Origin of the sequence: Candidatus Hartigia pinicola, from assembly GCA_020541205.1 — a bacterium.
In the GTDB taxonomy this organism is placed as follows: domain Bacteria; phylum Pseudomonadota; class Gammaproteobacteria; order Enterobacterales; family Enterobacteriaceae; genus Hartigia; species Hartigia pinicola.
Window position 1 is genome coordinate 1,585,047 of the sequence record CP048208.1, and the last position, 26,125, is coordinate 1,611,171.

Annotated in this window: 9 protein-coding genes and 1 tRNA gene; 3 read left to right on the forward strand and 7 right to left on the reverse strand. The window is 27.0% G+C overall.

Annotated elements, in window-relative coordinates:
• The first annotated feature begins 94 nt into the window (after positions 1–94).
• On the forward strand, positions 95–511 hold the full coding sequence (gene sufE, locus GFV14_RS03055; protein WP_457914204.1) for a cysteine desulfuration protein SufE: 417 nt from the start codon (positions 95–97) through the stop codon (positions 509–511).
• 2,733 nt (positions 512–3,244) lie between these two features.
• Here sufE and GFV14_RS03060 read toward each other — a convergent pair.
• Both GFV14_RS03060 and GFV14_RS03065 read right to left on the reverse strand, forming a co-directional pair.
• A tRNA-Val gene (locus tag GFV14_RS03060) sits at positions 3,245–3,321 on the reverse strand.
• Between the two features lie 146 nt (positions 3,322–3,467).
• On the reverse strand, positions 3,468–4,841 hold the full coding sequence (locus tag GFV14_RS03065) for an MATE family efflux transporter (RefSeq protein WP_457914205.1): 1,374 nt from the start codon (positions 4,839–4,841) through the stop codon (positions 3,468–3,470).
• 405 nt (positions 4,842–5,246) lie between these two features.
• On the opposite strand from GFV14_RS03065, the gene GFV14_RS03070 reads away from it, so the two are divergent.
• Complete coding sequence (locus GFV14_RS03070; RefSeq protein ID WP_457914206.1) at positions 5,247–5,876, forward strand: riboflavin synthase subunit alpha; 630 nt, start codon at positions 5,247–5,249, stop codon at positions 5,874–5,876.
• Positions 5,877–7,700: 1,824 nt separating this feature from the next.
• Here the strand turns inward: GFV14_RS03070 and arnT are convergent.
• The 5 genes from arnT to asnS form a co-directional block, all read right to left on the reverse strand.
• Complete coding sequence (gene arnT, locus GFV14_RS03075; protein ID WP_457914207.1) at positions 7,701–9,359, reverse strand: lipid IV(A) 4-amino-4-deoxy-L-arabinosyltransferase; 1,659 nt, start codon at positions 9,357–9,359, stop codon at positions 7,701–7,703.
• 1 nt (position 9,360) lies between these two features.
• On the reverse strand, positions 9,361–10,260 hold the full coding sequence (gene arnD, locus GFV14_RS03080; protein WP_457914208.1) for a 4-deoxy-4-formamido-L-arabinose-phosphoundecaprenol deformylase: 900 nt from the start codon (positions 10,258–10,260) through the stop codon (positions 9,361–9,363).
• On the reverse strand, positions 10,260–12,242 hold the full coding sequence (arnA, locus tag GFV14_RS03085; RefSeq protein ID WP_457914209.1) for a bifunctional UDP-4-amino-4-deoxy-L-arabinose formyltransferase/UDP-glucuronic acid oxidase ArnA: 1,983 nt from the start codon (positions 12,240–12,242) through the stop codon (positions 10,260–10,262). Before arnA ends, arnD begins: the two co-directional genes overlap by 1 nt.
• A complete protein-coding gene (gene arnC / locus GFV14_RS03090) occupies positions 12,242–13,225 on the reverse strand; it encodes an undecaprenyl-phosphate 4-deoxy-4-formamido-L-arabinose transferase (protein ID WP_457914690.1) in 984 nt (327 codons plus the stop codon). Before arnC ends, arnA begins: the two co-directional genes overlap by 1 nt.
• 4,998 nt (positions 13,226–18,223) lie before the next feature.
• On the reverse strand, positions 18,224–19,624 hold the full coding sequence (gene asnS, locus GFV14_RS03095) for an asparagine--tRNA ligase (protein WP_457914210.1): 1,401 nt from the start codon (positions 19,622–19,624) through the stop codon (positions 18,224–18,226).
• A gap of 5,148 nt (positions 19,625–24,772) precedes the next feature.
• Here asnS and GFV14_RS03100 point away from each other — a divergent pair.
• Positions 24,773–25,963, forward strand: a complete 1,191-nt coding sequence (locus GFV14_RS03100) for an amino acid aminotransferase (RefSeq protein ID WP_457914211.1) — start codon at positions 24,773–24,775, stop codon at positions 25,961–25,963.
• Positions 25,964–26,125 lie beyond the last annotated feature (162 nt).

Here is a 26,125-nt window from a genome sequence, read left to right on the forward strand (position 1 = left end):
CTTCAATAAAAGATTAGCTAATAAAACTCATATAAAAATAAAATAATACTTATCTAACAAGTCTTGGTGCATTTTCTTTAGTAAGGACATAAACATGATAGATTTACCAAATCAACATAAATTAATGCACAATTTCGCGCGTTGTCAAAACTGGGAGGAACGTTATCTATATATAATAGAACTTGGTGAACGTTTATCAATATTAACAGAAGTACAGCTTAAACAAAGTAATCTCATTTCAGGCTGCCAAAGCCAAGTTTGGATTGATATGAAAAAGCAATCAGATGGGACTATTACTTTTTCCGGAAGTAGCGATGCAGCAATTGTTAAAGGTCTCATAGCGATCGTGATTATTTTTTTTCAAGGAAAAACTGCTGAACAAATATTATCGTTAAATGTAAATACTTTCTTATCCAAGCTGGCTTTAGAACAGCATTTAACACCTTCTCGCACTCAAGGCTTAAATGCAATGATCAGATCTATTCTTGTTAAAGCTAGTGATCTGAAATAAATCCCCCAATAGAAAATAATATTATTTTATGATTGTTATTTTATTTTTATCAACTTTTTAATATTACATTATTTATTTCACTAAAAAGTACATTGATTATATTTCAAGTAATATGGATCATTTTTAAAACAAAATGCTATATTTAATTATTAGAAACATATGTTATTTTATAAATATAAAATATTGATCTCAAAGAATAAAATAATCAATATAGATTAAAATATACGGATTTAAAATTGAGTCATGACTAGTACTATCGAAAATATTAAATACGCATAAAAGATATGTCATATACCTTATATTATATATGTATAATTTAATAGTTAAGATAAATATTAATATGTTATCATAGATTAGCATTTTCATGATACTTCAAAAAAACACTTTAACAACTATTGTTTTTAATAACTTCAAAAACTAATTTTTATTTCTGACAAGTTCATCTTTTTAAATTTATACCATGTTCTTTTAGTAAAAATTACTAGAAAAAATATTTTACCAACACCAGCAGTTTAAAATAAAACTCATGCATTATAATACAGTATGTATATCGACTACCTGGTAACATTGATCTTTTTAGTTTTTAGGTAACTAGAATTTAATTTATCACTAGCTTCTATTATAAATGTCCTGATAATTAAAGGATACATATATAAATAAGTTCTTAGAGATTTTTATTAACATTATGTTTGTATAAAATTTTCAATGCAGCATTGTTAGTCTACTTAACTGAAATGTCATACATGTTTATTATATTCATTAACTAAAAATAGTGATTCAGTAAACTAACCTTTCTTTATAATATATAGTTGTACGTAAGTACTACACAATGCTATAATCAATTAAAAATTATCCGCATTCCTTTTATAGTTATGCAAAATTCAGAAATTCACTTTATTTTTAGTGATACTTTTGTACACACATATATTAATAGTTTTACTGCTCGTCTTAATTATTCACTCCAGTAAATTTACTGAGTGAATCTTAGTGTATCATTTTCAATTTTCTTTCCAATAAAATTGGAGTCATCTTTGTAAGATATTAATGCATTTTGACTCAGCTTTTGTTGATTAAAAAAACAGTTTTAAAATCTATAATCCGTTTATAATTATATTAGTTATATAAAAATCTCATCTTCATAGAATTTTTTACTAAAATTAAATATTTAACATCAATTATAACAATCAAAATATTGAGCAAAGTTAGCATGATAGATCATGATCATGCGAAAAGTATTTCTCATCGTTAGGAGAATACAAAAATTAAAAAATACTAAACAAACAAATATAATATACAAAGTAAATTGTATATTAAAATATGTCGTAAAAAAACTAATCAACGTTCATCTTTTTGCTCCTAAAATACTAACAAGTGAACTAAAAAATTATTACATCAACTAATTGTAAATAATTATTACGTTTAGTTACTTATACATACATTTTTTGATAAATGATATTTGAAGATCAATAATAAAATGCAAATCTTAGAAAGATATGCATTTAATATGTATCATAGCCAATAACTTTCAAAAAAATAAAGTTTCTTAAAGCATTTGAAGTTATATCTAAAAAATTCACGATATTAAACAAAACTTAAGATTTTAATATAGAAGATTACTAACAATTATAGTACTAATACTCTCAATTCATCATTTAATAACCTGTATATGAACAGACACTTACTATTGATTCATCAGTATAACTGTAAAACAGTTACAGTAAAAATTATTAACTATTTTCTTAACTATCACAGCTAAAATTAGTAAAATATGTCATTTATATTTAATAGAATGTTAAAATTGTACCGAAATATCAAAAAAATATTATGTTTTTGATATTTGATAAGAATCATTCAAGTATTAATTTTGCGGTTCAATAATCAATTGTCACATGCATGATATCAGCATTTAATATTATTTCTTCTCTCTATGTAAAATTAAAAAACATCATCAATGATAAATCTAAAAAAATACTTCCCTCCGTCAAAGAAATATTTAAGATGTAATTAAATTAATCTCGATTAAATAACTAGATAATAAAATATTTTTGAATAAAATAAGCACTCTTTTCTACATAAAAAAGCATCGTTAAACGAGAGAAATTAAACTTTGATAGTATTATTTTATATTAATAGCTAATTGAAGAAATATGTATGTTTGAAAGAAAAAATAGATAAGAAAAAATAGAGACACATTTATCGCTCATAAATGTTATTAAATTGATTTTGAGTGATTGATTGTCAAATATAATAATATTTTCTTTTGTTTTTTCTATAGATTATATAAATATTTTAATACGTAATCACACTCGTTATAGTAATCTTAAGAAAAATTAAAATAAATAATATTTATACTTAAATTAATTATTTAACTTAATTTTTCTTCTTATTTTAATGTAAGAATATAGTAAAGTTTTAATTTATTACAATTATATATCTACAATAAATAAATAAAATCTACACATATTCTTTTTTTTATTTTAAAAGAAACTATTAAGATAAAGTTTTTTCAATTCTATATAATATTAAAAAAAGAAATACAAGCATGTTTAATATAATTTTATAATAAATTATAATTTGATTTTATTATAAATGCTATTATCCATTATCTAATCTATAAATCTAATCTAGCTCATTAATGTGTAATAAAATTATTTAAGACGTTTTTTATCATAAAAAACAATATGAGATATATCAAATTTTATAAAAACATAAATAAAAATTTATAAAACACAATGGTGCGTCCGAGTAGACTCGAACTACCGACCTCCACCATGTCAAGGTGGCGCTCTAACCAACTGAGCTACGAACGCATTTTAAACTCTTTTTTTTAAAACAAAGAAAGAATTGTTCTTTCTTATTATATTAACAATAAGTAATATGTGTTTTTATGTAAGTTTTTGTATTTAAATCGATAAAACCACAATATAATCTGTTTAACTGCACCGTTTGTCGTGACTTAACGCATGGAACGCATTAAAACAATACTATCAGGTTGTTTATGAATCCACCAAATACGAGTCACCATACCAATAGCTGCAGTGCTAAGACCAATAATAAAACCCATCCAGAAACCTTTCGGCCCCATTGCAGGAAGAATGGAATTTGTTAATGCTAAAATATAACCAACTGGTAACCCTAATAACCAATAAGCGGTAAAAGTAATAAAGAAAATAGAACGAGTATCTTTATAACCACGCAAAATCCCTGCGCCAATAACTTGAACAGAGTCTGAAAGTTGATAGATAGCTGAGAATAGCATTAAACTTGAAGATAACACAATAACCTCTGGATTTTTATTATACATTAGCGCGATAGATTCACGGTATGTTGCTGTTAGTATCGCAGTTATACAAGAGATTAATAGACCAACAACTAAGCTAGTATAAGACGATATTTTTGCGGCTTTTGTAGACTGTCGTCCGAGATTATAACCAACACGAATTGTTGCCGCAATACCTAACGATAATGGAAACATAAACATAACAGAGCTAAAGTTAAGAGCCACTTGATGGCCTGCAACAGCAGTGATACCAAGAGGTGCCACTAATAATGCTACAATTGAAAATAAAGTAACTTCAAAAAACAAGGCTAACCCTATAGGTAACCCTAGTATAAAAATACGTTTAATTATCAGTAAATTAAAAAAATACAATCGTTGATTTGAACAAATATCTTGTTGTGATTGTGTTCTTTTTATATACCAACGTATCATTATGCACATGACCCAATAAACAGATGCAGTTGCAACGCCGCAACCAACCCCTCCTAAGGCAGGGACACCAAAATGTCCATAAATAAAGATATAATTAATTGGAACATTAATCATTAGTCCTAAAAAACCAATTATCATTCCTGGTTTTGTTGTTGATAGTCCCTCACATTGGCTACGATAAACTTGATAGAATAAATATCCCGGAGCACCCCACATAATAGCATGTAAGAAACGAACTGATTTATCAGTAAGTTCTCCATGAATATCTAGCATGTTACCAATAACTAACTTACTGTTATACAGTATAACAATCACACCAAGTGATAAAAAGAATGCTAACCATAAGCCCTGTTGAATTTGATTACCAATTAAATGACGACGCACCGATCCATTCATCTGAGCAACAATTGGTGTCAAAGCCATTAATACTCCTTGACAAAAAAGAATAGCAGGAAGCCAGATTGAAAATCCTATTGCAACTGCTGACATTTCAATTTCGCTGATACTTCCTGCCATTACTGTATCGACAAAACCCATCACTGTTTGTGAAAATTGAGCAAGAATTATCGGAACACCGAGAACTAGCAAACTACGTGCTTCTATAAAATATTTCTGCACATATACACCTTTTAAATAAATAATTAATATTGAATACAATAGCTATATACCCGAAAATATTCTAGTTTACTCTTGAGTAACATATACAAACATAGTTTGAATTTACAGTTATGATATTTCGATACTGGTTAAACTGTCGTTCTTTTCCAACTACATAACACTCAGATAATTGTAGTATTGAAAAGAATAATAATTTTCGATAAATCAAATGCTTATTAGTAATATTGTATTGTATCTTATTTGATAATTTTAGCCAACATTAATACATATTAATACTTTCAAAGGCTCCGATTATTATTGTAATTACTTATGAAATTATCTTGAATAAACTACTTACATTAGATAGATCTCTAAAAAAAAATTCAGTACACTAAATGTAATAAAATTACTATACTGAGAGTCAACATGTTTACAGGCATTGTTCAAGAAACAGCAATCATTCTTTCAATTATAGAAAGAACTCACTTTCGTACTCATATAATGCAGTTTACACCAAAACTTCTTGTTAAATTACAAAAAGGCGCTTCAGTTGCGCATAATGGTTGTTGCTTAACAGTGACAAAAATCGATAATGAGAAAGTCAGTTTTGATTTAATTAAAGAAACACTAAAGTTAACTAATCTTGGAATGTTACAAGTTGGAGATAGTGTTAACATTGAAAGACCTGCAAAATATGGTGATGAAATCGGCGGACATATTGTTTCTGGTCATGTTATGACCACCGCAAAGATAAGTAAAATCTTTACATCAGAAAATAATTATCAATTATGGCTATCTATCTATGATAAATCACAGATGAAATATATTTTTCATAAAGGATTTATAACGATAGATGGTATTAGTGTCACTATAGGAAATGTGATTAATAATGATTTTTGTGTGAATCTCATACCAGAGACCTTAGCAAGTACAACATTAGGCAAAAAACGTTTAAATGATCAAATAAATATTGAAATTGATTTACAAACTCAAATAATAGTCAATACAGTGGAACGAATTATCTTGCAGAAAGAACAGAAACTAGTTATTTTATAAATGATTTACCAAGATAATCAAGACGTAAATTAAGAAATTTAGAAAAATTATTTATATTATTCAATAATTTAAAAAAATAAATCTGATAGATGTAGGACTTAGAAACACTTTAAATACCTCTTCAGTATAGATTTTTACAAAAATAGTAATATAATAAAATATTAGATAAATAAATTCATGATTTTCTATTAGGAATACTAAACATATACGAAAATAATACGGAATTGATTATATCAGATATTACATATCTAGTAAAATGCTTTTCATTGAGCAATGTTATTTATTAAAAAATAATCTTTTTCCTGATTAAAATATGAATTTATATATTACCGGTATCAGAAAAAACTATATGTCATCTATTACACTTAAAATTATTGTAATAATACCATTTTACTAAACATTAAATGTAGTGTATTAAATTGCATGCCTTATCATGTTTGATGATAAGTGATGAATAGTATTTAAATAGAAATATAGCTATTAAATATATGTATAAAAACTTGATAAGCAATATTCTTATTATTTCATAATAACTATGTTATTTTTTATTATTATGTCATGAGATAATTGCACTTGAGGTAATAATAAAATTTGTATTTTTACTGATATGTACGAATGCGAAATTAATACTGATAAGAATAATAATTTTAAGTTTGTCTGTATAATAGCCTATCTGATTATAAGGTAATAAGATAGTCTTATTATACTATATCATATTTGATGTATCATCAATAGTTCTTATATCAAATCACATAACTATATCAGAAACTCGTAATATTTTCTTCTTATAAATAATTAGTTGATACAAATAACGATAAAAATGTTTTTACTCATTCGGTATTAAAAAATCTTTTATTTAAATAAAACACTAAAATTTTTCACTTGAATAAATTTACTATGCTTTAATAAAATCATATATATAAAATAATTCATCAATACACTTATACATCATGTATCATTGTATTTTCCTTCATATATACATGATATGCATTTATCGTTTATATACATCTTAAATATTGTTTTATATATAGTAATTATCATAAGATGGAAAATACAAAAATAACACTGCTGTTAATTTATTGTATTTTTGATAGATTTTTCTTATTCTAGATACTCAATAAGTACAATACGAAATATAATAAATATTATACTGCTTATTGTTAACAATATTGCAAGTTCAAAAAAAACCAAGGCAATATTACCGCCAATAAATAAATACACAACTTCACTAACTAGTGGATACGATTTATTTAAAAAATTAAACTTAATACAAGTGCTTAATATATCATAGATAACACATAAAAGACTAAACCAGTAAAAACTATACTAAACTAACAACATTAGATCGTAACCAATGATATTGTATCCATTGGCAATTTAGTTGCAAAAATGGTAACCTAGAGAAAACACCACCTTGCAAACTTAATTGCGCAACAGTCACTAAAAATACACTGATAAGCGATTATAAATAAATTTTATTCATACACTAACACTTATTAAAAAAAACCAAACAGTATTTCTGAAACAGAAAGCCAATAATGAAATCTAGTTTTTTCATGATCAATGCACTGTCTAGTTAACGTTGCCAATAAAAAATTAATACTAAGAATTTAATAAATAACACTTATCGCCATGTTTATCAGTAATTTTAACCACAATAACATGCTTAACTCCAGCATTAACACAGCTAAAAATAACCAAAAAAAAATCAACTAATACCATTGTATTTTTTATCAGTGTCCCAGCATACTACCATTGCTTTTTAAGCTACTGATCCAATGCTAGTAAGTACACTGACTACTAAAAGTAATAATAATTATATACTCATTGTTGATGATAAACGGCGATAACCATACGTGAATTACTAATGATTTCATCCGGTTTGGGGATATTAGGTAAATCTGTTTTATATCTTAGTAAAAAAAATACTAAAACCTGCCCTTTTTTACGTACTTTTCTCAACCAAGTTATGAATTGCTCTGACCTCACTAAACGATATTGACTATCTAAATATTCTAAACCATAAGCAAGCTCACCTGTAGTATTGTACAAATAAATATTTGAATTTTGAGCCTCCCACGCTAGCGCTGTGGCAATCCCAACATTATTCGCCATTAAGTAACGGCTATTAATTAATAAATGATGATGTTGATTAATAAAATGTTGCGGAAGTTTAGAGTTAACAGTATTGTTTGGTACTATACTACCAACGCATAAACTTACTGGTAACGAACAAAATGCTACCCAAAGCCAATATTTAGCATTTAATAAAGTGCATAAGTAACTAACAATAACCCAAATACAAAAAACAAAAACCCCTAGTGCTATTTTAGACAATTCGTCTCGTTCATATAGAGGTTTCTGAATTACTAGACCGAATATAATCATAGCAATGATAGCCAATACCCCGATCGTTAAATTAATAATACTATTAATTTTTAATACCTTCATTTTACCATTGCAGTCACAATCTACTCCATACTTTGCTATAATCAAAGCTAGTGGAGACATGCATGGTAGCATATATGTTGGCAATTTTCCGCGAGAGATGCTAAAAAAGAATATAGGAAGGATAAACCAAGACATCAAAAAAAACATATTTTCATTAGATTTACACTCTTTCAAATTCTTAAATAATGCCCCCGGCAATAAACCTACCCATGGAATACTGCCTAAAAAAATAATTGGTATATAATACCAAAAGGGTGCAACGTGCTGAGCATCATCGGATACAAAACGTTTTATATGCTCTATCCAAAAAAAATAACTCCAATAATCAGGCTCTTGCTGTGCTACAGCTAACACCCAAGGAAAACTAATAAACATTGCGCAAATAATGGCTACTGGACCATATTTTAGCATTTCAATAAAGCGCTTTTGATAAAGTGTCACAGGAAGCATGACAATGACAGGGATAACTAATGCACAAAAACCTTTTGTCATGAATGCCATACCACAAGCGAACCCGACACTTCCCCATGTTGACAGTTTTTCTTTAATACCTCTAGCTTTCATTGCCAAAATACAAGAATACATACTCACAGCTATCCAAAGAGATAACATAGAGTCCAGAACATTATATGTTCCCACAGAAAATACTAAGAACATTGACATATAGATAAAACTAGCAACGTAAGCAACATGGCTATTATTCCACATTTTTTTTGCTATACGATAAATAACTAATACACTAAGTACCATGCAGAATACTGAACTAAAACGAACAGCAAAATTAGTGTGTCCAAAAACTATCTGGCTAATATTATTCATCCAATAGCCTGCAACTGGCTTTTCAAAATAGCGAATATCAAGCATATAAGGAACAATCCAATTACCACTCTGTAACATTTCTCGACTAATTTCAGCGTATCGCGTTTCATCGGGTTGCCATAATAATCTGCTATTCAATGGCAATAAATATGTTAAAATAAAAAAAAGAACCAGCAAAGAGATATTTATTTTTCTCGCTTGGTTGTACAACATACTAATGTGATTCCTCTTTTTGACAGCCTAGCCAACCTTCACGACCGGGAACAAATCCTCTCACTACTCTTCCTATAGGAAGATTATTGATGTTTTCTGGTAATAAATCACTCAACCGACAGAATTGTATTTTTTCTTGTTCAACTGCTTCTAATAGTTTTGAGAATTGTTTTAATTTTGACATCCCCTCAACTTCACTATGAATAGTATAGACAGGGATGCCATCATTATTTTTCATTGCTCGCAAAATAAAATCATTAAAGCTATAGTCATTTACTTCAGTACCAATTACCTCATCGTAAGTTGGTAAAGTAACCGGAATTTGAACAGTGCCTATAGAACCATCTTGTAACACTGGTCTAAACGGATATTTTCCACGACAATCACTATTATAACTAAACCCAAACTTTTCTTTCACTTCAAGAACACGTTTATCGCTACGCCAACCTGCAACAGCTGAACACGAAACAGGTTGTTCGATAGCTTGCTTTAAAGCATCTACCCCTAATTTTACCTGTTCAATTAGTTGATCTTCGCTCCATTTTGCTACTTTTGCTTGCCAGCCTTGATGATCCCATGCATGCAAACCTACTTCATGACCTGCATCTACAGTCTGTTTCATTACATAGCCTAAATCTTTAGCAATTTTTTTTCCAGACCAAAATGTTCCTGCCAATAAAACATTTAATCCATAAAGAGAAGCAGCATTTGATCTTATAATTTTCTTTAAAAATTTAGGACGAAAAAGACGCCACAAATGGCGTCCAATGTTATCAGGTCCTACACTAAAAAAAAAACTAGCCTGAACGTTATGCTTTTTAATTAGTTTAAGTAACCTTGGCACACCTTTTAATGTACCTCGATAAGTATCCACATCAATTCTTAAACCAACTATTTGCATTATTTTTTACCTAATTCTTCCACTATACCTTGCAAGAAAAAATTTAATGTTTCTTCAATAGTGTCTTTCATATTAATTGTTGGTAACCATTTAAGAAGACGACGTGCATTTTTAACACTAGGCTTACGATGCTCAACATCTTGATAACCTTTACCATAATAACTGCTACTTTCAATTTCACGAAAACCTGTAAATGGCGGAAAATAACTACGTAACGGGTGATTTTCGAAGCTTTCAAGCAACATCTCCGCTAACTGACGGATACTTACTTCATTATTTGGATTACCAATATTAATAATTTGACCATTACATTTATTTTCTTTATCATCTATAATACGAAATAATGCTTCAATACCATCTTTAATATTAGTAAAACAACGTTTTTGTTCACCACCGTCAACTAACTGAATTGGTGAACCTTCAACTAGGCTCAAGATTAACTGAGTAATTACACGAGAACTACCAATACGCGCTGATTGTAAACTATCTAGACGAGGTCCGATCCAATTAAATGGACGAAATAGTGTAAATTTCAAGTTTTCTTTCGCACCATATGCCCAAATAACCCGGTCAAGCAATTGTTTAGATACCGAGTAGATCCAACGTTGTTTGTTAATTGGACCAACAATTAAGCGAGATTCATCTTCATCAAACTCTATAGCATCGCACATTCCATAAACTTCTGAAGTAGAAGGGAAAATAATACGTTTATTATATTTTACACAGTAACGAACAATTTTTAAATTTTCTTCAAAATCTAACTCAAATACACGCAATGGATTACGGATGTATTCAATAGGTGTTGCAATTGCTACTAATGGCAATATTACATCACATTTTTTAATATGATATTCAATCCATTCAGTATGAATACTGACATCACCCTCAATAAAATGAAAATGTATATTACCAATAAAACGATCAATAGCAGAAGAACTAATATCCATACCATAGATATCATAATTTTCATTTTGTAATAAGCGCTCAGTTAAATGATTACCAATAAAACCATTAACACCTAAAATCAGAACACTTGTACGATGCTTAATTAGTGAGATAGGGTTCGATCCAACACGAACATCGACTACAATACCCATTTCAGTTGCAAGATGCGCTCCTTGCAAATATAGACCAGTTTCGCTTTGCCCACTAATAACTTTCATCGCTCCTTCACGACAAGCTATAGATAGTGGATCACTAGACAAAACAGTTCCTGCGTCTTTACCCTTATTATCATCTAGTATGCTAGCTCGCCAAATAAACATTTTACGTTCAGCTAAATATGTAAATGCACCTGGATAAGGCTCGGTAACTGCTCGAATCAAACAATCAACTTCTTTTGCAGAACGATTCCAATCAATCAAACCGTTTTCCGCAGTACGACGACCAAAATAACTTGCTTGGCTTTCATTTTGAATGATAGTCTTATAGCTACCTAATTGAATTAAGGGGAGTATTTTATCTAATAGCACTTTTGCAGATTTACATGTTTTAATATGCAATGTCAGTGCAGTATCAGTATTACTGATCATAATTTTCTCTTGAGCAACGATGTCGCCAGCATCTACTTTAGCAACCATTTTGTGCAAGGTCACGCCTGTTTCACGTTCATTATTAAGCAACACCCAGTTAATTGATGCACGACCACGATATTTTGGTAATAAAGAACTATGAAGGTTAAATGCACCTTTTGGCGCTAGATCGAGCATTGTGTTACTTAACAACTTACGGTAGTAAAATGAGAAAATTATATCAGGTTTTAATGCCCGAATACGTTCAATCCATAGTGGATGATTAACATCTTCTGGAGCAAAAACCGGCAGTTGCATCTCTGCACCAAGGCGTGCTACTGAAGAATAAAATCGGTTTTCATTAATATCATCGATGTGAGTAAATACAGCTTTAATCTTAAAACCTGCTTTTTTAAGCGATTGCAACCCAACACAACCAATATCATGATATGAAAAAACAATGGTTTGCATTATTTTTCTTCCTTTTTTATGTCGTCTTTAATACCTATACTAATAACTTTTTGAATAAAATAACGGGGTCTCGCACGTACATCATTATAAATTCTGCCGATATATTCCCCTAACAGGCCCATAGAAAAAAATTGTGCACCAATAAACATAAAAAGTATTGCAAAGAGTGTAAATACACCGTTATCAGCCCAAGTTACATTAAAGACCAAACGTACAACAATTAACAATACTGCTAGTAAAAAACCCCCGACTGAAATCATGGCACCAACTACACTTAACAAACGTAGAGGTGTTGTAGTTAAACAAGTCAACAAGTCATACATTAAATTAATTAGATTCATCAAATTATATTTTGAGTTACCAAACTTACGCTCAGCATGAATCACATCAATTTCAATAATACGCTGTGCAAAGATGTTAGCTAAAATTGGAATAAATGTGCTTCGCTCATTACATTGCAGCATCGCATCAATAATATGGCGACGATATGCACGTAACATGCAGCCATAATCACCCATTGAACACCCAGTTACTTTTGTGATCATTGCATTAATTATTTTAGATGCTTTTTTTCGAAACCAAGAGTCTTGGCGATAAGTACGATAAGTACCTACAACATCATAACCTTCTGATGCAGTCTGGACTAAACGAGGAATTTCTTCTGGTGGATTTTGTAAATCTGCATCTAATGTAATCACTAGATTACCATCTGCTTGATTAAAGCCAGCTATAATTGCGGAGTGTTGTCCATAATTACGATTTAAAATAATCACAATAACATTGTTATCTAGATTTTCTGCTGCCTTTATTAAAATGCTTGTTGAATGATCACTACTACCATCATCAACTAAAATTAACTCATAATCCTGTGTTAATTGTTTACAAGACCTAATCGTGCGATCTAATAACTGAACCAAACTTTGTTCTTCATTATAAACAGGTATCACCACAGAAACTTTTTTAATCTCTTCACATTTATCTATAAATGACACTATTTTAACTCCAAAAAATTTTGTATTTCCTCTATAACCAACAAATATTTATATTAGAAATATTTAACAAATAAGTAATCAACAAAGTATTATAGCATTTTTTTTCTCCAAACATGAGACTACTCAATGTTTCCACAATGACATTGTGATATGAACGACACAAAAACACAAACAGCATTAATGCTATTCGCTTTAAGTGTTCTTATAAAAGAATCTGTAATAATAAATAATACATTTTTATAAACACATAATAAAAAATATTTATAATCTATATCTTCATACATAAAAATTAATAATAGCCGTACAATCTACTCTTACATTTTTGAAAAAATAACAAAAAATCAGCTATTCATAATTCTATTATTTTATTTTATGAATGTAAGATAGTTGCATAACAGCTATTGTACATAATATCAGAGGAATTATATTTTCATTCTTCTTTAAAAAATTTAGTTAATCGTTTATAATTTTGCGTTTAACTATGAAGGATCTTAACTCAATTTAACAAAGGTTCAATATATAAACGCGCTAAACTAATTATTCGTATTGATCACTAAATCCACTATAGCAGCAATAGCGTTTTGTAATTATATAGGAAAATTAGCATGTCTATATTAATAGATATATCAATATTTATAATTGAAACCAAGTTTAAAGAAATAACCGTCACTTACAATATACCTTAGTTTCATAAACACACATAACGTGTTAAAGTTTAAAAATGCACCCATATCATAAGAAGAAATTATTAATTTGCTTTTATCAGTAATAATTTATTTTACGAATTTTTCATTCATATATATAATCATATCATTATTAAAATCTATTATGAAGAATATAAAAGCTAACAATTTCACTATATTTATTATAAATATCAAATTGATCAAGATAATGATCATCTGTATCATCAAAAACAATACACACTTCATTAAATATAAAATACATGATGTCTTTTATAGCAAAAAAAGCTAAAGCATATTTATATCCGTAATATCTCAAAGATTAGTTTTGAACTCATAATTTTAAACCTCTTGTATAATTTAGTTCTAAATCCATCATATTCTTTACTGCCTTGATCTCTTTATGATCATTAACAGTTTTAAACACTCAAATAAAATATTATATAGTTTATAAGTAATGATGAGATTGAAATTAGGTATTATCATTAAAATTATTTAACTTCACATCATACTTAAAACCTTATATGTTTATAAATGATGAATTAAAGTAATTTTTCAACTAGCCGTTAAAATTAATTAGACTCATAATTTATTGTTAATATTCACACTCACTCACATAATTACTGAAAAACTTATTCAGTATCTTAGCTATACAACAGACATATAATAAATTTTAGAGTAATAAACTACACTGGCGTAAAATACCTTTTACAGTTTTCTAGAGTTAGTAGTAGTTTTTAACTAATTAATATACAGTTTGATAAACTATCACTCAAGAATCTCACATGAAAATATAACGTTTATTGTAATTAACTGTCTCAATGGTTCCGTCTAATATAAGATACGCAACTACATATAAAAACTGTATTTACATCAAATACTTTTCACTAACAAATCTTCACTCATGAACATCACTGTATATAACCTAAAATAATTAAAACACTTTTCTATATATAAAGAATGGCATCATTAGTAATATTGCACACAGTAATATTAAACATATATCGTAATGTATCCCTTAATGATGAAATTGTCTTCCTGTATCATAATGTTTTATAAACTATATTTTTTAAGCTTGTTGCACAAATAATAAAAAAAATAGCATTAACATACAGACTGTTTCTAGCAAAGAAAATATTAACGAAATTTTAATGACTCTCCAGAAAATTATTTAATATTACTCAGTGTTTAGCTTGCTATAGTTTGTAATAACATATAGTATTTTACTGGAAAAATACTGGCACCGTTTCTTACTAGAAACAAATTGCAAGGAAATTCTTATCAGAATATTATTTAGATTTAATAATTTTTTGTTAACTAAAGAGATAAAATCTATAATGACAGAAACACATCTCATTTATATAAGAAATCATCACTAATATCTAAAGTTACCACTAGTAATGGACTTCTAAGGAAGTAAAAAATCTATTTGAGCTCTGTAATCACAAAGTTAATATCACTCTATACATTAATATAATTCTTCTTGCTCAGACTAACCATCGCTAATATAGGTTAGTTTATATGGAGCTCTAATAAAAAACAATAGTGAATCACTGACCACGATAATATGAGTTATATTGATAATTTTAAGAAATTGTTAATAGATCTTATCAAATCACATCTAAAATTTCTGTTGTTTTAATTTTTATTTATCCTTACGTATTTCAATATCAGATTTCTTTCTAAATATCATATAATTTTCTATATAATATAAGTAGATTTTCTTATTTTACTACTTAATACATATTATTATCTTGAGTAAAAATACTCATAAAACACAAATAGTCTCATAATAGTAATAACAGTGAATAACAATAGTTACTTTTTACTCATATTATATTAAAGTCAATAAATTTCTATTTCTTAAGTGTTATCTGAAGGATGCAAACTCTTTGAAGAGCTAGAAAAAAGTGTTACAGTATTAAGAATTGTCATTTGCATCTAGATAATAAAATTTGATAATCATTTCAGTGTCTAGATTATTTCGTTAATATTTTCATATAGTTCCGTACAAACAATTCAACAATACTTGTTTTAATATATTTTTATATTAATACATGACTAAGCAATTTACATTTTTTCATTTTTATTAATCTACATCAATAAATTAATAATATTTCACTAAAAATCTCACATATGATTAAATTGATTCTATAATAACGTCATCACAATAATAGTCTTTTAAAACAATTTTTTAAAATTTAAACGATAGAGATTATCATCTAAAATTAATATCAACTTTAGTTACGCAACTAATCTTAATACAGCCTAGAACTTTCCAGAAAAATCCAATTCTGTACGGAATCTCTAAAAAATCTAATCAATAATCTTATCTAAATAAGTTGTCTGGCGCAGTGCAATAAAACAGTTACAACTTTTCTATTTCTCCTTTAAACCTAAAATTAAAACAAATATCTTCAATTGACGAAACGATAATTATAACCTCTATGTATTATATCTATGTAAAACAGAAATGTCAGAATAATTACATTTATTAATAAAAAACAATTTGATATATTACAATCGTAAAAAATACGCCTGTCGTCATTGTAGGATATATTTTCCTAAAAATGTTCATGAAATTTATGCAGTGAATTACAATCTAAAATTTAGGTCGTTCATACACTATTTTAACTACGAACAACATAAATATAAAGTCTGTGCACATTCTTTATATTTACATTAATATAATAAAAAGTAAAATATTGCATGAAGTGGTCATAAAGTATTTATACCTAGTATATATCACTAGGTGATATAGCGTAGATATTATTGTAAAAATAAAATTATTTATTATCAAAATTATTACCTATAAGGATAAAACTACGTTAAAAATATCAAACAAACTAGATATAATAATACAACGTCAGTTATATATTTGACTATATCAAAATGGTGAGCATCCAATTATCTTATTGCATTTTATAGGTATTAAAAATAATTTTAAATAGTGTAATGTACTCATTCTTTAATTATCATATTATTTATCTTATAATATCTATAAAGATCATAATATTTTAACATCCATTACACAATCAGTATATTGAGCAAACATACAATAGAAATTTATTAAAAATTTAATGATTCTCTCAGAAAAGGTGATATTACAAGCGAGCTCCTAAAAATATCAAGATATCTATAGTATTAAACAAGATAATCAAAAATTAAATTCGCAATATAGATAAAAATCAAGCAATAAAAATTTCAAATGTTACCTGATAAAATCTATTAATAATTGTTTCAAAACTATCGGTAGAACGAATTTTTTATTTTAGTTAATGATTAACTATTATTTTCATTATAAGTTATCGATATTTAAGTAGTAATGACTATATCAATATATCGTAGTGGATATAACTTCTGCTATCACTACTGTCATCTCTTTAGTTAACGAAAATAACCAAAACTTCGCAATATTCTAAACGATTTAATACTCTAAAATCAGGGAGAAACTCTTATTACATCAAATAATACTAGAGGATTGAGTTGAAGGATCTCGTTAAAATTAATTATGAGTAAGCGATGCTATCAGTTCTTTTGCAATATAGAGCACTATATATTATCATCAAAAATATGAAGAGATCAACACTCAGACATTTTGAATAATATTTTAACATAGTAGTAAAAATTTAGTTATCAAAGTTCCTTGTCAGGCACGATCGATACACCAAACATAATTTACTTAATATTAATACATAGCATATTTAAAACGCGACTCACACAAATCTATAATACAAATAAAACATTTTCACATTTAAAACTAAAATTAAATAAAAAATAAGACTGTACCTATCCAGGTTTACTAATAGTAGATATTATTACCAATAGAAAATAGCTTGAATAGTTTTAGATTATACACAATCATTACTTACATAAACACATTATTAACGAATAGTAAGTGACTAAAATAAATATTACAGATTATTTATCAGTACATATATTTTAGTCACTGAGATAAATCAAAACAACAAACATTACACCTTGAATATGATCTTAAATTATGAGATTGATAATTATATATCAATGAACAAAGAAATATTAAAAAAATAGAAAAATAATACATAACATTTCGATATAGCCGTAAATTTATTATTTTAACATTAATTTTCTGGGTGTTATGAAAAATACTAAATAAATCTTATTTAAATTATATTTAATAAAATAAACATTGTTTTTCATATAGTAATCAAAAGATTTTTACATGCATAAATATTCTACACAATAAATATCTAATCACACAATGATAAGTGTATGATTTCAAATAAGATCGGATCGCTACTTAGATCCGATATTTATTGCTCTAGGTATATTAAAAAGCTGCGTTTTTTGGTATACGTGGAAATGGAATAACATCACGAATATTGGTTACACCAGTTACATAAGCAACTAATCGCTCAAAACCAAGGCCAAAGCCTGCGTGGGGTACACTTCCATAACGACGAAGATCACGATACCACCAGTAATCCTCTTTATTCATGCCCATTTCTTCAAAACGTACATCTAATCTATCAAGTCGCTCTTCACGTTCAGAACCTCCAATTATTTCACCGATACCTGGAGCTACAACATCCATTGAAGCAACAGTTCTACCGTCTTTATTAAGACGCATATAGAAAGCTTTAATGTCTTTCGGATAATTTTGGATAACTACAGGTGCTTTAAAGTATTCTTCTGCTAAATAACGCTCATGCTCAGAAGATAAATCAATACCAAAAAATAAAGGCTTCTCAAATTTCTTTTTACAATTTGTAAGAATTTTAATTGCATGAGCATAATCAACTTGAGCAAAATCAGAATTAATAAAACTTTCTAAATGCTTAATAACTTGTTTATCAAAATGCTTAGCAAAGAACATCAGGTCATCAACACATTCTTCTAATACAACTTTAAAAACATACTTCAGCATTTTCTCTGCAAGGTACGAAATATCATTAAGATTTGCAAATGCCACTTCAGGTTCAACCATCCAAAATTCAGCTAAATGACGGCTAGTATTTGAGTTTTCAGCGCGAAAAGTTGGACCAAAAGCATATATCTTGCTCAAAGCAGTTGCATAGGCTTCACCATTTAACTGACCTGATACAGTTAAGAATGCTTCACGACCGAAGAAATCTGCACTGAAATCGACTTCACCTTTTTCATTATGAGGAAGATCATTATAATCTAGTGTTGAAATACGGAACATTTCTCCTGCACCTTCAGTATCTGATGTAGTAATAATCGGTGTGGAAACCCAAAAATAACCTTCTTCATCAAAGAAACGATGTAGTGATTGAGCTAAAGTATGACGCACCCGGCTAACTGCACCAATTAAGCTTGTTCGTGGACGAAGGTGTGCAGCATCACGAAGGTATTCAACAGTATGATGTTTTGCAGCTATTGGATAAGTATCGGGATCTGCAACCCAACCAATTACCTTCACTGCCATGGCATCCAGTTCAAAAAATTGACCTTTACCTGGAGACTCTTTTATTATACCCGTAACTTTAATAGCGCAACCTGTCGTCAGATGTAAAATTTCATTATTATAATTTAATAAAGTATTATTAACAATAATTTGTAATGGGTGAAAGCAAGAGCCATCATTAACAGAAAGAAAAGAAAAACCAGAATTTGAATCTCTCCTTGTACGTACCCAGCCTTGTACAATGACCTCAGAGCCAACTGTTACTCGACCTTTTAATATATTAACCACAGGTGCTATAATCATAAAATCACTCTCTGTTATGTTAATAATAATTAATGATTTTGTATACACTACTTTAATAAGTGATCATAAGCGTCAATAAGATTTATAAAATAGTTCTTTTCTAATATTTTACATTTTAAAAATAACTTTTGATCTTATTTCCGAATAAAATAAATAAATAAAAATTATAACTGTAAAACTATAATAAACTAATGATCTTTTCTATAATCTCATTTTAGAAATAAATACAAAATTAATCAAAACGTATTTCTTCTATCATCACGCAAGATGACTACACCTAATGTGCAAAAAAAATCTGTTGAAATTAACATACTTTTCCTATTTTTGATAGATCACACATTTTACCTAATTATTGCTAACTGGTAATATTAATACATTACTTTCTTAATCTAGAAAGCAACTTTTATAATATAAAGTCCTGTGTATATTAAATAAGTCAAATAATATTCAAGTGTATGCTTGCATCAATGTTACAAGTGAATGAAATAGAAATGCTCAATATAAAATTTATACACTTATGAAAATAATCATAGAACTCAAGTGATTTTCACATCTCGATGCCATGGACTATTTGTGTAAATATAATTATTTTCATAGAGAATATTAGAATACATAGTGTTGAGTTAGTATAGTAGTGTAAAAGTATTTTAAAAATTTAATCCTTTTATTGATCAATAAGTCAAAACTAGTTAGAAGGTGTTAAAGAATAGATATTCAGTAGAACCATTCAGTAACAGTCTTGAACATTAATATCAATTTTAAAAAATAGAGACAGCTTAAAACAGTTTTCAGTATAAAACTACGCATTGAAGTAACTATTAAAAGTTACCTATTTAATTTTAGTCAAACACGTAATATCACGAATAAAATATTGTTTAGGTTATATAAAATATACTTAATTCATAAAATATGTGAGAAGAGGAGTGATAATACGTGAAAAAATCTTTATGAATTGTATGTATTGTATACTAGAAATTATCATTAAAATAATAAAAATGAGTTGATATAAAATATTGCTGAATCTTGAAAAATATAAATATATTTAAATAATTTATTTTAGATTTTACATCTAGCATTATTTATATTTTTATCTTAAGAAATAAGTGCATAAGTTTTAAAAATCTATATACTCCACGTGCATTATAGTACCTGACTTTACTGATCTATTAGTCATTAAGGAAAACATCCTGTCAATTTAAACAATATTCATAAACATTTCTAAGAAGATCTCAAATTAATGATTTTATAGAAAGCACCTGTCTAATAAACAATCATTAAGATGCAAAAATCAGTAAAAATTAATACTTTTATTAGCAGAAAATATTTAATTCTTGAGATATTGGAATGAAAATTCATACATCCACTTCTATTTAGCTTAAATGTATACATTTACTACAATCACATGCTTGTTTATAACTTTTTAAGTTATATAAATTATTAATAATAAAGTACTACACTTAAACAAAAATAGATTACTTAGCATTTTCTTCTTTCTATAATTTTATTAAATACTTAATCTACTTTAATCTTTATAAATATCAACAATAATTTTCATTACATGTACAAAGTTTTACTTCATAATTAAGTTAAATCTTAGCGTATACATTCAAACTTCGCTTATTGAGTATTTTATGTGAATAATAAATTGTAAAATAAATATCGCAATACACCAACCTATGTAATTTGCAACATAAGCTAAAAGATCAATGTATCGTATTGTTAACTATGATAATAGCTATCTTCAAAATCATCGTGAATATTTAAGCATGACCCCTTATCCATCAGAATAGTTCTGATGGTAATATTTAAAATAATATTGTGTATTTATTAAGGTGATAATAAAAAATTGCTATTATAATTAAATTAATCAATATTGCTTTTACATTATCTAAATATGACATTAAACATCTACTAGCAGTATGAGCTCATACTCCAAGTAAACCAGTTAAAATAACAATATCAGAATCACTAATTCAAAAATTGTATTTTAAAGAGAATTATACAACCAATGAAGAAACCTAATAAATAAATTAAAACAAACAAATAGAGACAACTGAAAATTTAAAGAACCAATGTTTAGTATAGCTCATAATATTTAAAGCGTTATTAGTAATTAAGTGATTTATACTAAAAACAAAGCATCACATTAATAAATATCAAAAAAAGTCACTTAGATTAAAAATCTATTTTTAAGTAATATGTATTAAATCATCATACTACACAGTAGTATATTCTACTATCAAAAAAAATTAAAGCTTAATAATATTAAACACCAAATAATAAACTTCAGCTAAATTCTTACTACTAAAGAAATTAATTTCCATCCAGAAACAATAATTTAATGTGATTATAGAATAAATTAATATTTATCTATACTTAATAAACAGAATATATCTAGAATATCATATAAAATAATATCATTATAAAAACACAGAAACATCTCGCTAATGTTAAATACCTAATTTTAACAAATAAAAATAAGATTATTAGAACGATAGCAGTTATCACAGTATAAAATAAACACAAAAAAATAAAACAATACATGTATAGGAATAAATAACAGTAATAATGCTACAAAAAGATAATCGCATCAATAAGAACAACCACAAATTAATAAAATTAAATCCAGTGGATTTTAATAAACTATAATATCACTACATAATCTTTAAACTCTCAATACACAATGCGTATAATTACTCTTATACGAAGTTTTAAAATACTATAATATGTAATCTTATTTAAATTTTTTATCATAATATAATATTTTAAAAATATTAATTCTAAATAATAAAACCAGCATATGTTTCTAAAAATAATTTTTCTTAGTACAACATGAAACCATTCAATTTATATTATGTTTGAGGTAAGATTTTATCAATTTAACACCATTTACACTCAATGACGGGGTATTAAACTTTCATTTTCTATTTTATACCCTTTATAACCTATATAAAATATAGAGAAAGTATACAAGTGATAATGAGTATAATATTAATGATAACAATACAATAATTTCAATAAATCTTATTTTAAAAAATAAAATATTCTACAAGTAATATATTTACAGTTAATTTTAAAATCACACATCTAAATTTCTACGATCGTTTAAAACAAATACCTAAAAAATAATTTCAAATACATGTCAATATAAGTAAAAATATTTCAAAAATATGTAGGGAATTATTTTAATTAAATTAATTAAGAATTTATTGTTATTCAAAACACCATTCATATAAATTTCAGTCTAAAAATAATAAAGAATTGTGCAATGTATTTTTAAAGAAACTAAAGATATTAATATAATATAATCAATTATTAATTCTTCATCTAATAATTAAACTAATAATGTTAATTATTATCTTAAGCATTGTATTAATATACAAATTTTAAATCATCTGATAGTATTTATACTAAATACTTTTGATATTATGAATGCATTTGTGATGTTATGTCGAATACGAAGTTACCTAGCATTCTTATTAAGCACTCATTAAATAAAAATATTAAAAATATTTTGATATATTATAAACAAATTTATCTTACCCTAATAAAAATATTGAACTCTTTACTTTTTTGTGTTCTAATAATTAAAGATGTTAGTATATTTATTTCATGAATAGATCTCATAAGATTGTCTATATTATTTAATAAAATAGAAAGAAAACTATACATCTAAAATATAATACTATATATCTATTTGTATAGTTTTATAACTCACATAATTATATTCTATCTTAAATATAAATTTATTATCTCTTAATAAACGTATTTTAATACTCAATTAATTCAACTTGAAAATTTAACTAACAAGATCCTACAAGTACTAAAGAAGAATCATGAAAGATTTTACATTAAATATTAAACTAAAATTCTTGTGCATTAAGACAATTATATCATCTAACGCAAGATATCATCTTTTATAGTATTTGACAAACATTACAATATATTATCTTTAAACACATTTCAATGAAGAAATATGAAAAATAATAAACAATATTTTGATTGAATATCTTATATTCACATACACCAAACTGTGTTTCATAATTCTTTCAGTATTGTTTTCTATAAAATAGCACAGACAATAATATGCACTAACATAATTATAATAATAGAAAGATGTCAAATAATATGCATCATTATAACTATAATATTGTTATAGAAAAAGAGAGATCCATTAAAATATGTTAGTTCAATATAATAATGTAGTTTCATATTTCTGCTTGTTAAAAACTTAAGGGATTCCCAAAAAAAAGAATAGTCAATAAAAATATTAGCTTTATATACTGCAACAGATATTGAAATACTTCATGCACTTACTCTAGGTTTTAAAATACCTTCAATTTAACAACAGTATATTTAAATACTTAACTCTTAGACATCAAATGCAATATTCTTTCCGTTACACTCTACTTTTACAAAAAATATCTAGTATTTACATATATAGTATTTAAAATCTTTCACTAATATATCACTTTTTCGCGTCAAAATCGTTAAGTAATATATCGTTAACTTAGACAGGTATTTTTTTGCAGTCTCAAAAGTATCAATTATGATTTACTATTTATATCATATTATATATCATTACTACATATTCAAGTAATTCAAAAAGTATTACAGAGATAGGTTATTTAATGAAAAAATTTCACCTGTATAAAAAAATTTTAACAAACTGAATCTATATGCGAAACATTTGACGCATCTATTATGTCGAAAGTTATATTGAAGTTATAACAAATTTTAATCAAAATCTTGCTAAACACATGCTCGAATATGAACACTATCACAGTTTCTTCTATTTCTGTCTATTTCTTTTTTCAAAATTTGCAATAATAATATTATTCTATTTTATTGAAAGTGATAACTAAAATAAATACTATCCCAGAAAATTTTTTAAAGATATATACTAAGTCGGTAAATACCTTATATATATTAACTTTTACTCTTACTGAAGACATTATTTTCTGCTAATAAGGAATGTCAAGTTACATATAAATACTATTCAAAGTTAATTCTAATATTTTCTCAAATAAATGCTATATTTAATACGTACGTAATTCACACCTAAGAAATAAATTGGCAAATTATTTTCTGCGCGTTAATCTAATCGGGGATACCTCAGTCTGAAAACTACATTGTGGAATTAATAACATGTTTGAAAAAATTACCGCTGCCCTGCCTGATCCTATCTTAAATCTTACTGATAGTTTTCATGCAGATCCTCGTAAAAATAAAATTAATCTTGGAATCGGTGTTTATAAAGATAAATCGGGTAAAACTCCTATTTTAAACACTGTCAAGAAAGCAGAAAAATTTCTACTGGAAAATGAAAATACTAAAAACTATCTTTCTATTAGAGGTATACCAGAATTTAATCTTGTGACTCAAGAATTACTATTTGGTAAAAAACATGAAATTATTACTTCTAAACGCATACGTACCGCACAAGTTCCCGGAGGAACTGCTGCATTACGTATTGCTGCAGACTTAATCGCTTACCAGACTAACACTAAACGTGTTTGGATAAGTGATCCAACTTGGCCAAATCATCAAAATATCTTTAAATTATCTGGCTTTACAATCCTACCTTATAATTACTATGATACCGCTAATCACAGTATTAATTTTAACAGCATATTAAACAGTTTATCTTCTGCAGTGGCAGGTGATGTTATCGTTTTGCATGGTTGCTGTCATAATCCAACAGGAATTGATCCAACACTTAAACAATGGGCGATGCTATCTGTACTATGTGCTAAAAAAAATCTACTACCTGTTTTTGATTTTGCTTATCAAGGTTTCGCTAAAGGCTTAGAAGAAGACACTGAAAGCTTGCGAATTTTCACTAAAGAAAACCCAGAAATAATTATAGCAAATTCATACTCAAAAAACTTTAGTTTATACAATGAACGTGTAGGTGCATGCACGATAATAACTAAAGATGCTGATAATACTGAACGTGCATTTAGTCAACTTGAAACGATTATTCGTGCAACCTACTCAAACCCACCAGCACATGGGGCAGAAATAGTCACTACAATTTTATCTGATAAAACCCTAAAAACTGAATGGTTACTAGAACTTACGTCCATGCGTGAACGAATTAAACGCATGCGAAATCTCTTGGTAAATATTCTCGAAGTAAAAGGTGCTAAGCAGGACTTTAGCTTCATAAAGAATCAAAATGGTATGTTTTCCTTTAGTGGATTAACAAAAAAACAAGTAGAGCGTCTACGTAGCGAGTTTGGAATTTATGCAATAAACTCTGGTCGTATTAACATTTCTGGATTAACTTATAAAAATATCTTTCCTTTATGCGAAGCAATCATTGAAGTGATCTAGTCACTTAATCATCTATTGATGATGATTATTAACACGTCATAATTGTCATGCATCTTCTAGGGATAAAAAGATAGTAGACTCATAGAAATTAAAATTTTTTATAAAATAATATTGTATTTTTTTAGTAATTAAAAACTTAGAAGTTTTTAGATGTTAATATGT

What these genes read in the sequence shown, in the direction of transcription:
- arnD (WP_457914208.1), bottom strand. Translation starts at nt 10,260, where the DNA reads ATGCAAATAGTTGGTTTAAGAATTGATGTGGATACTTATCGAGGTACA.
- arnT (WP_457914207.1), bottom strand. Translation starts at nt 9,359, where the DNA reads ATGTTGTACAACCAAGCGAGAAAAATAAATATCTCTTTGCTGGTTCTT.
- sufE (WP_457914204.1), top strand. Translation starts at nt 95, where the DNA reads ATGATAGATTTACCAAATCAACATAAATTAATGCACAATTTCGCGCGT.
- asnS (WP_457914210.1), bottom strand. Translation starts at nt 19,624, where the DNA reads ATGATTATAGCACCTGTGGTTAATATATTAAAAGGTCGAGTAACAGTT.
- arnA (WP_457914209.1), bottom strand. Translation starts at nt 12,242, where the DNA reads ATGCAAACCATTGTTTTTTCATATCATGATATTGGTTGTGTTGGGTTG.
- GFV14_RS03100 (WP_457914211.1), top strand. Translation starts at nt 24,773, where the DNA reads ATGTTTGAAAAAATTACCGCTGCCCTGCCTGATCCTATCTTAAATCTT.
- GFV14_RS03070 (WP_457914206.1), top strand. Translation starts at nt 5,247, where the DNA reads ATGTTTACAGGCATTGTTCAAGAAACAGCAATCATTCTTTCAATTATA.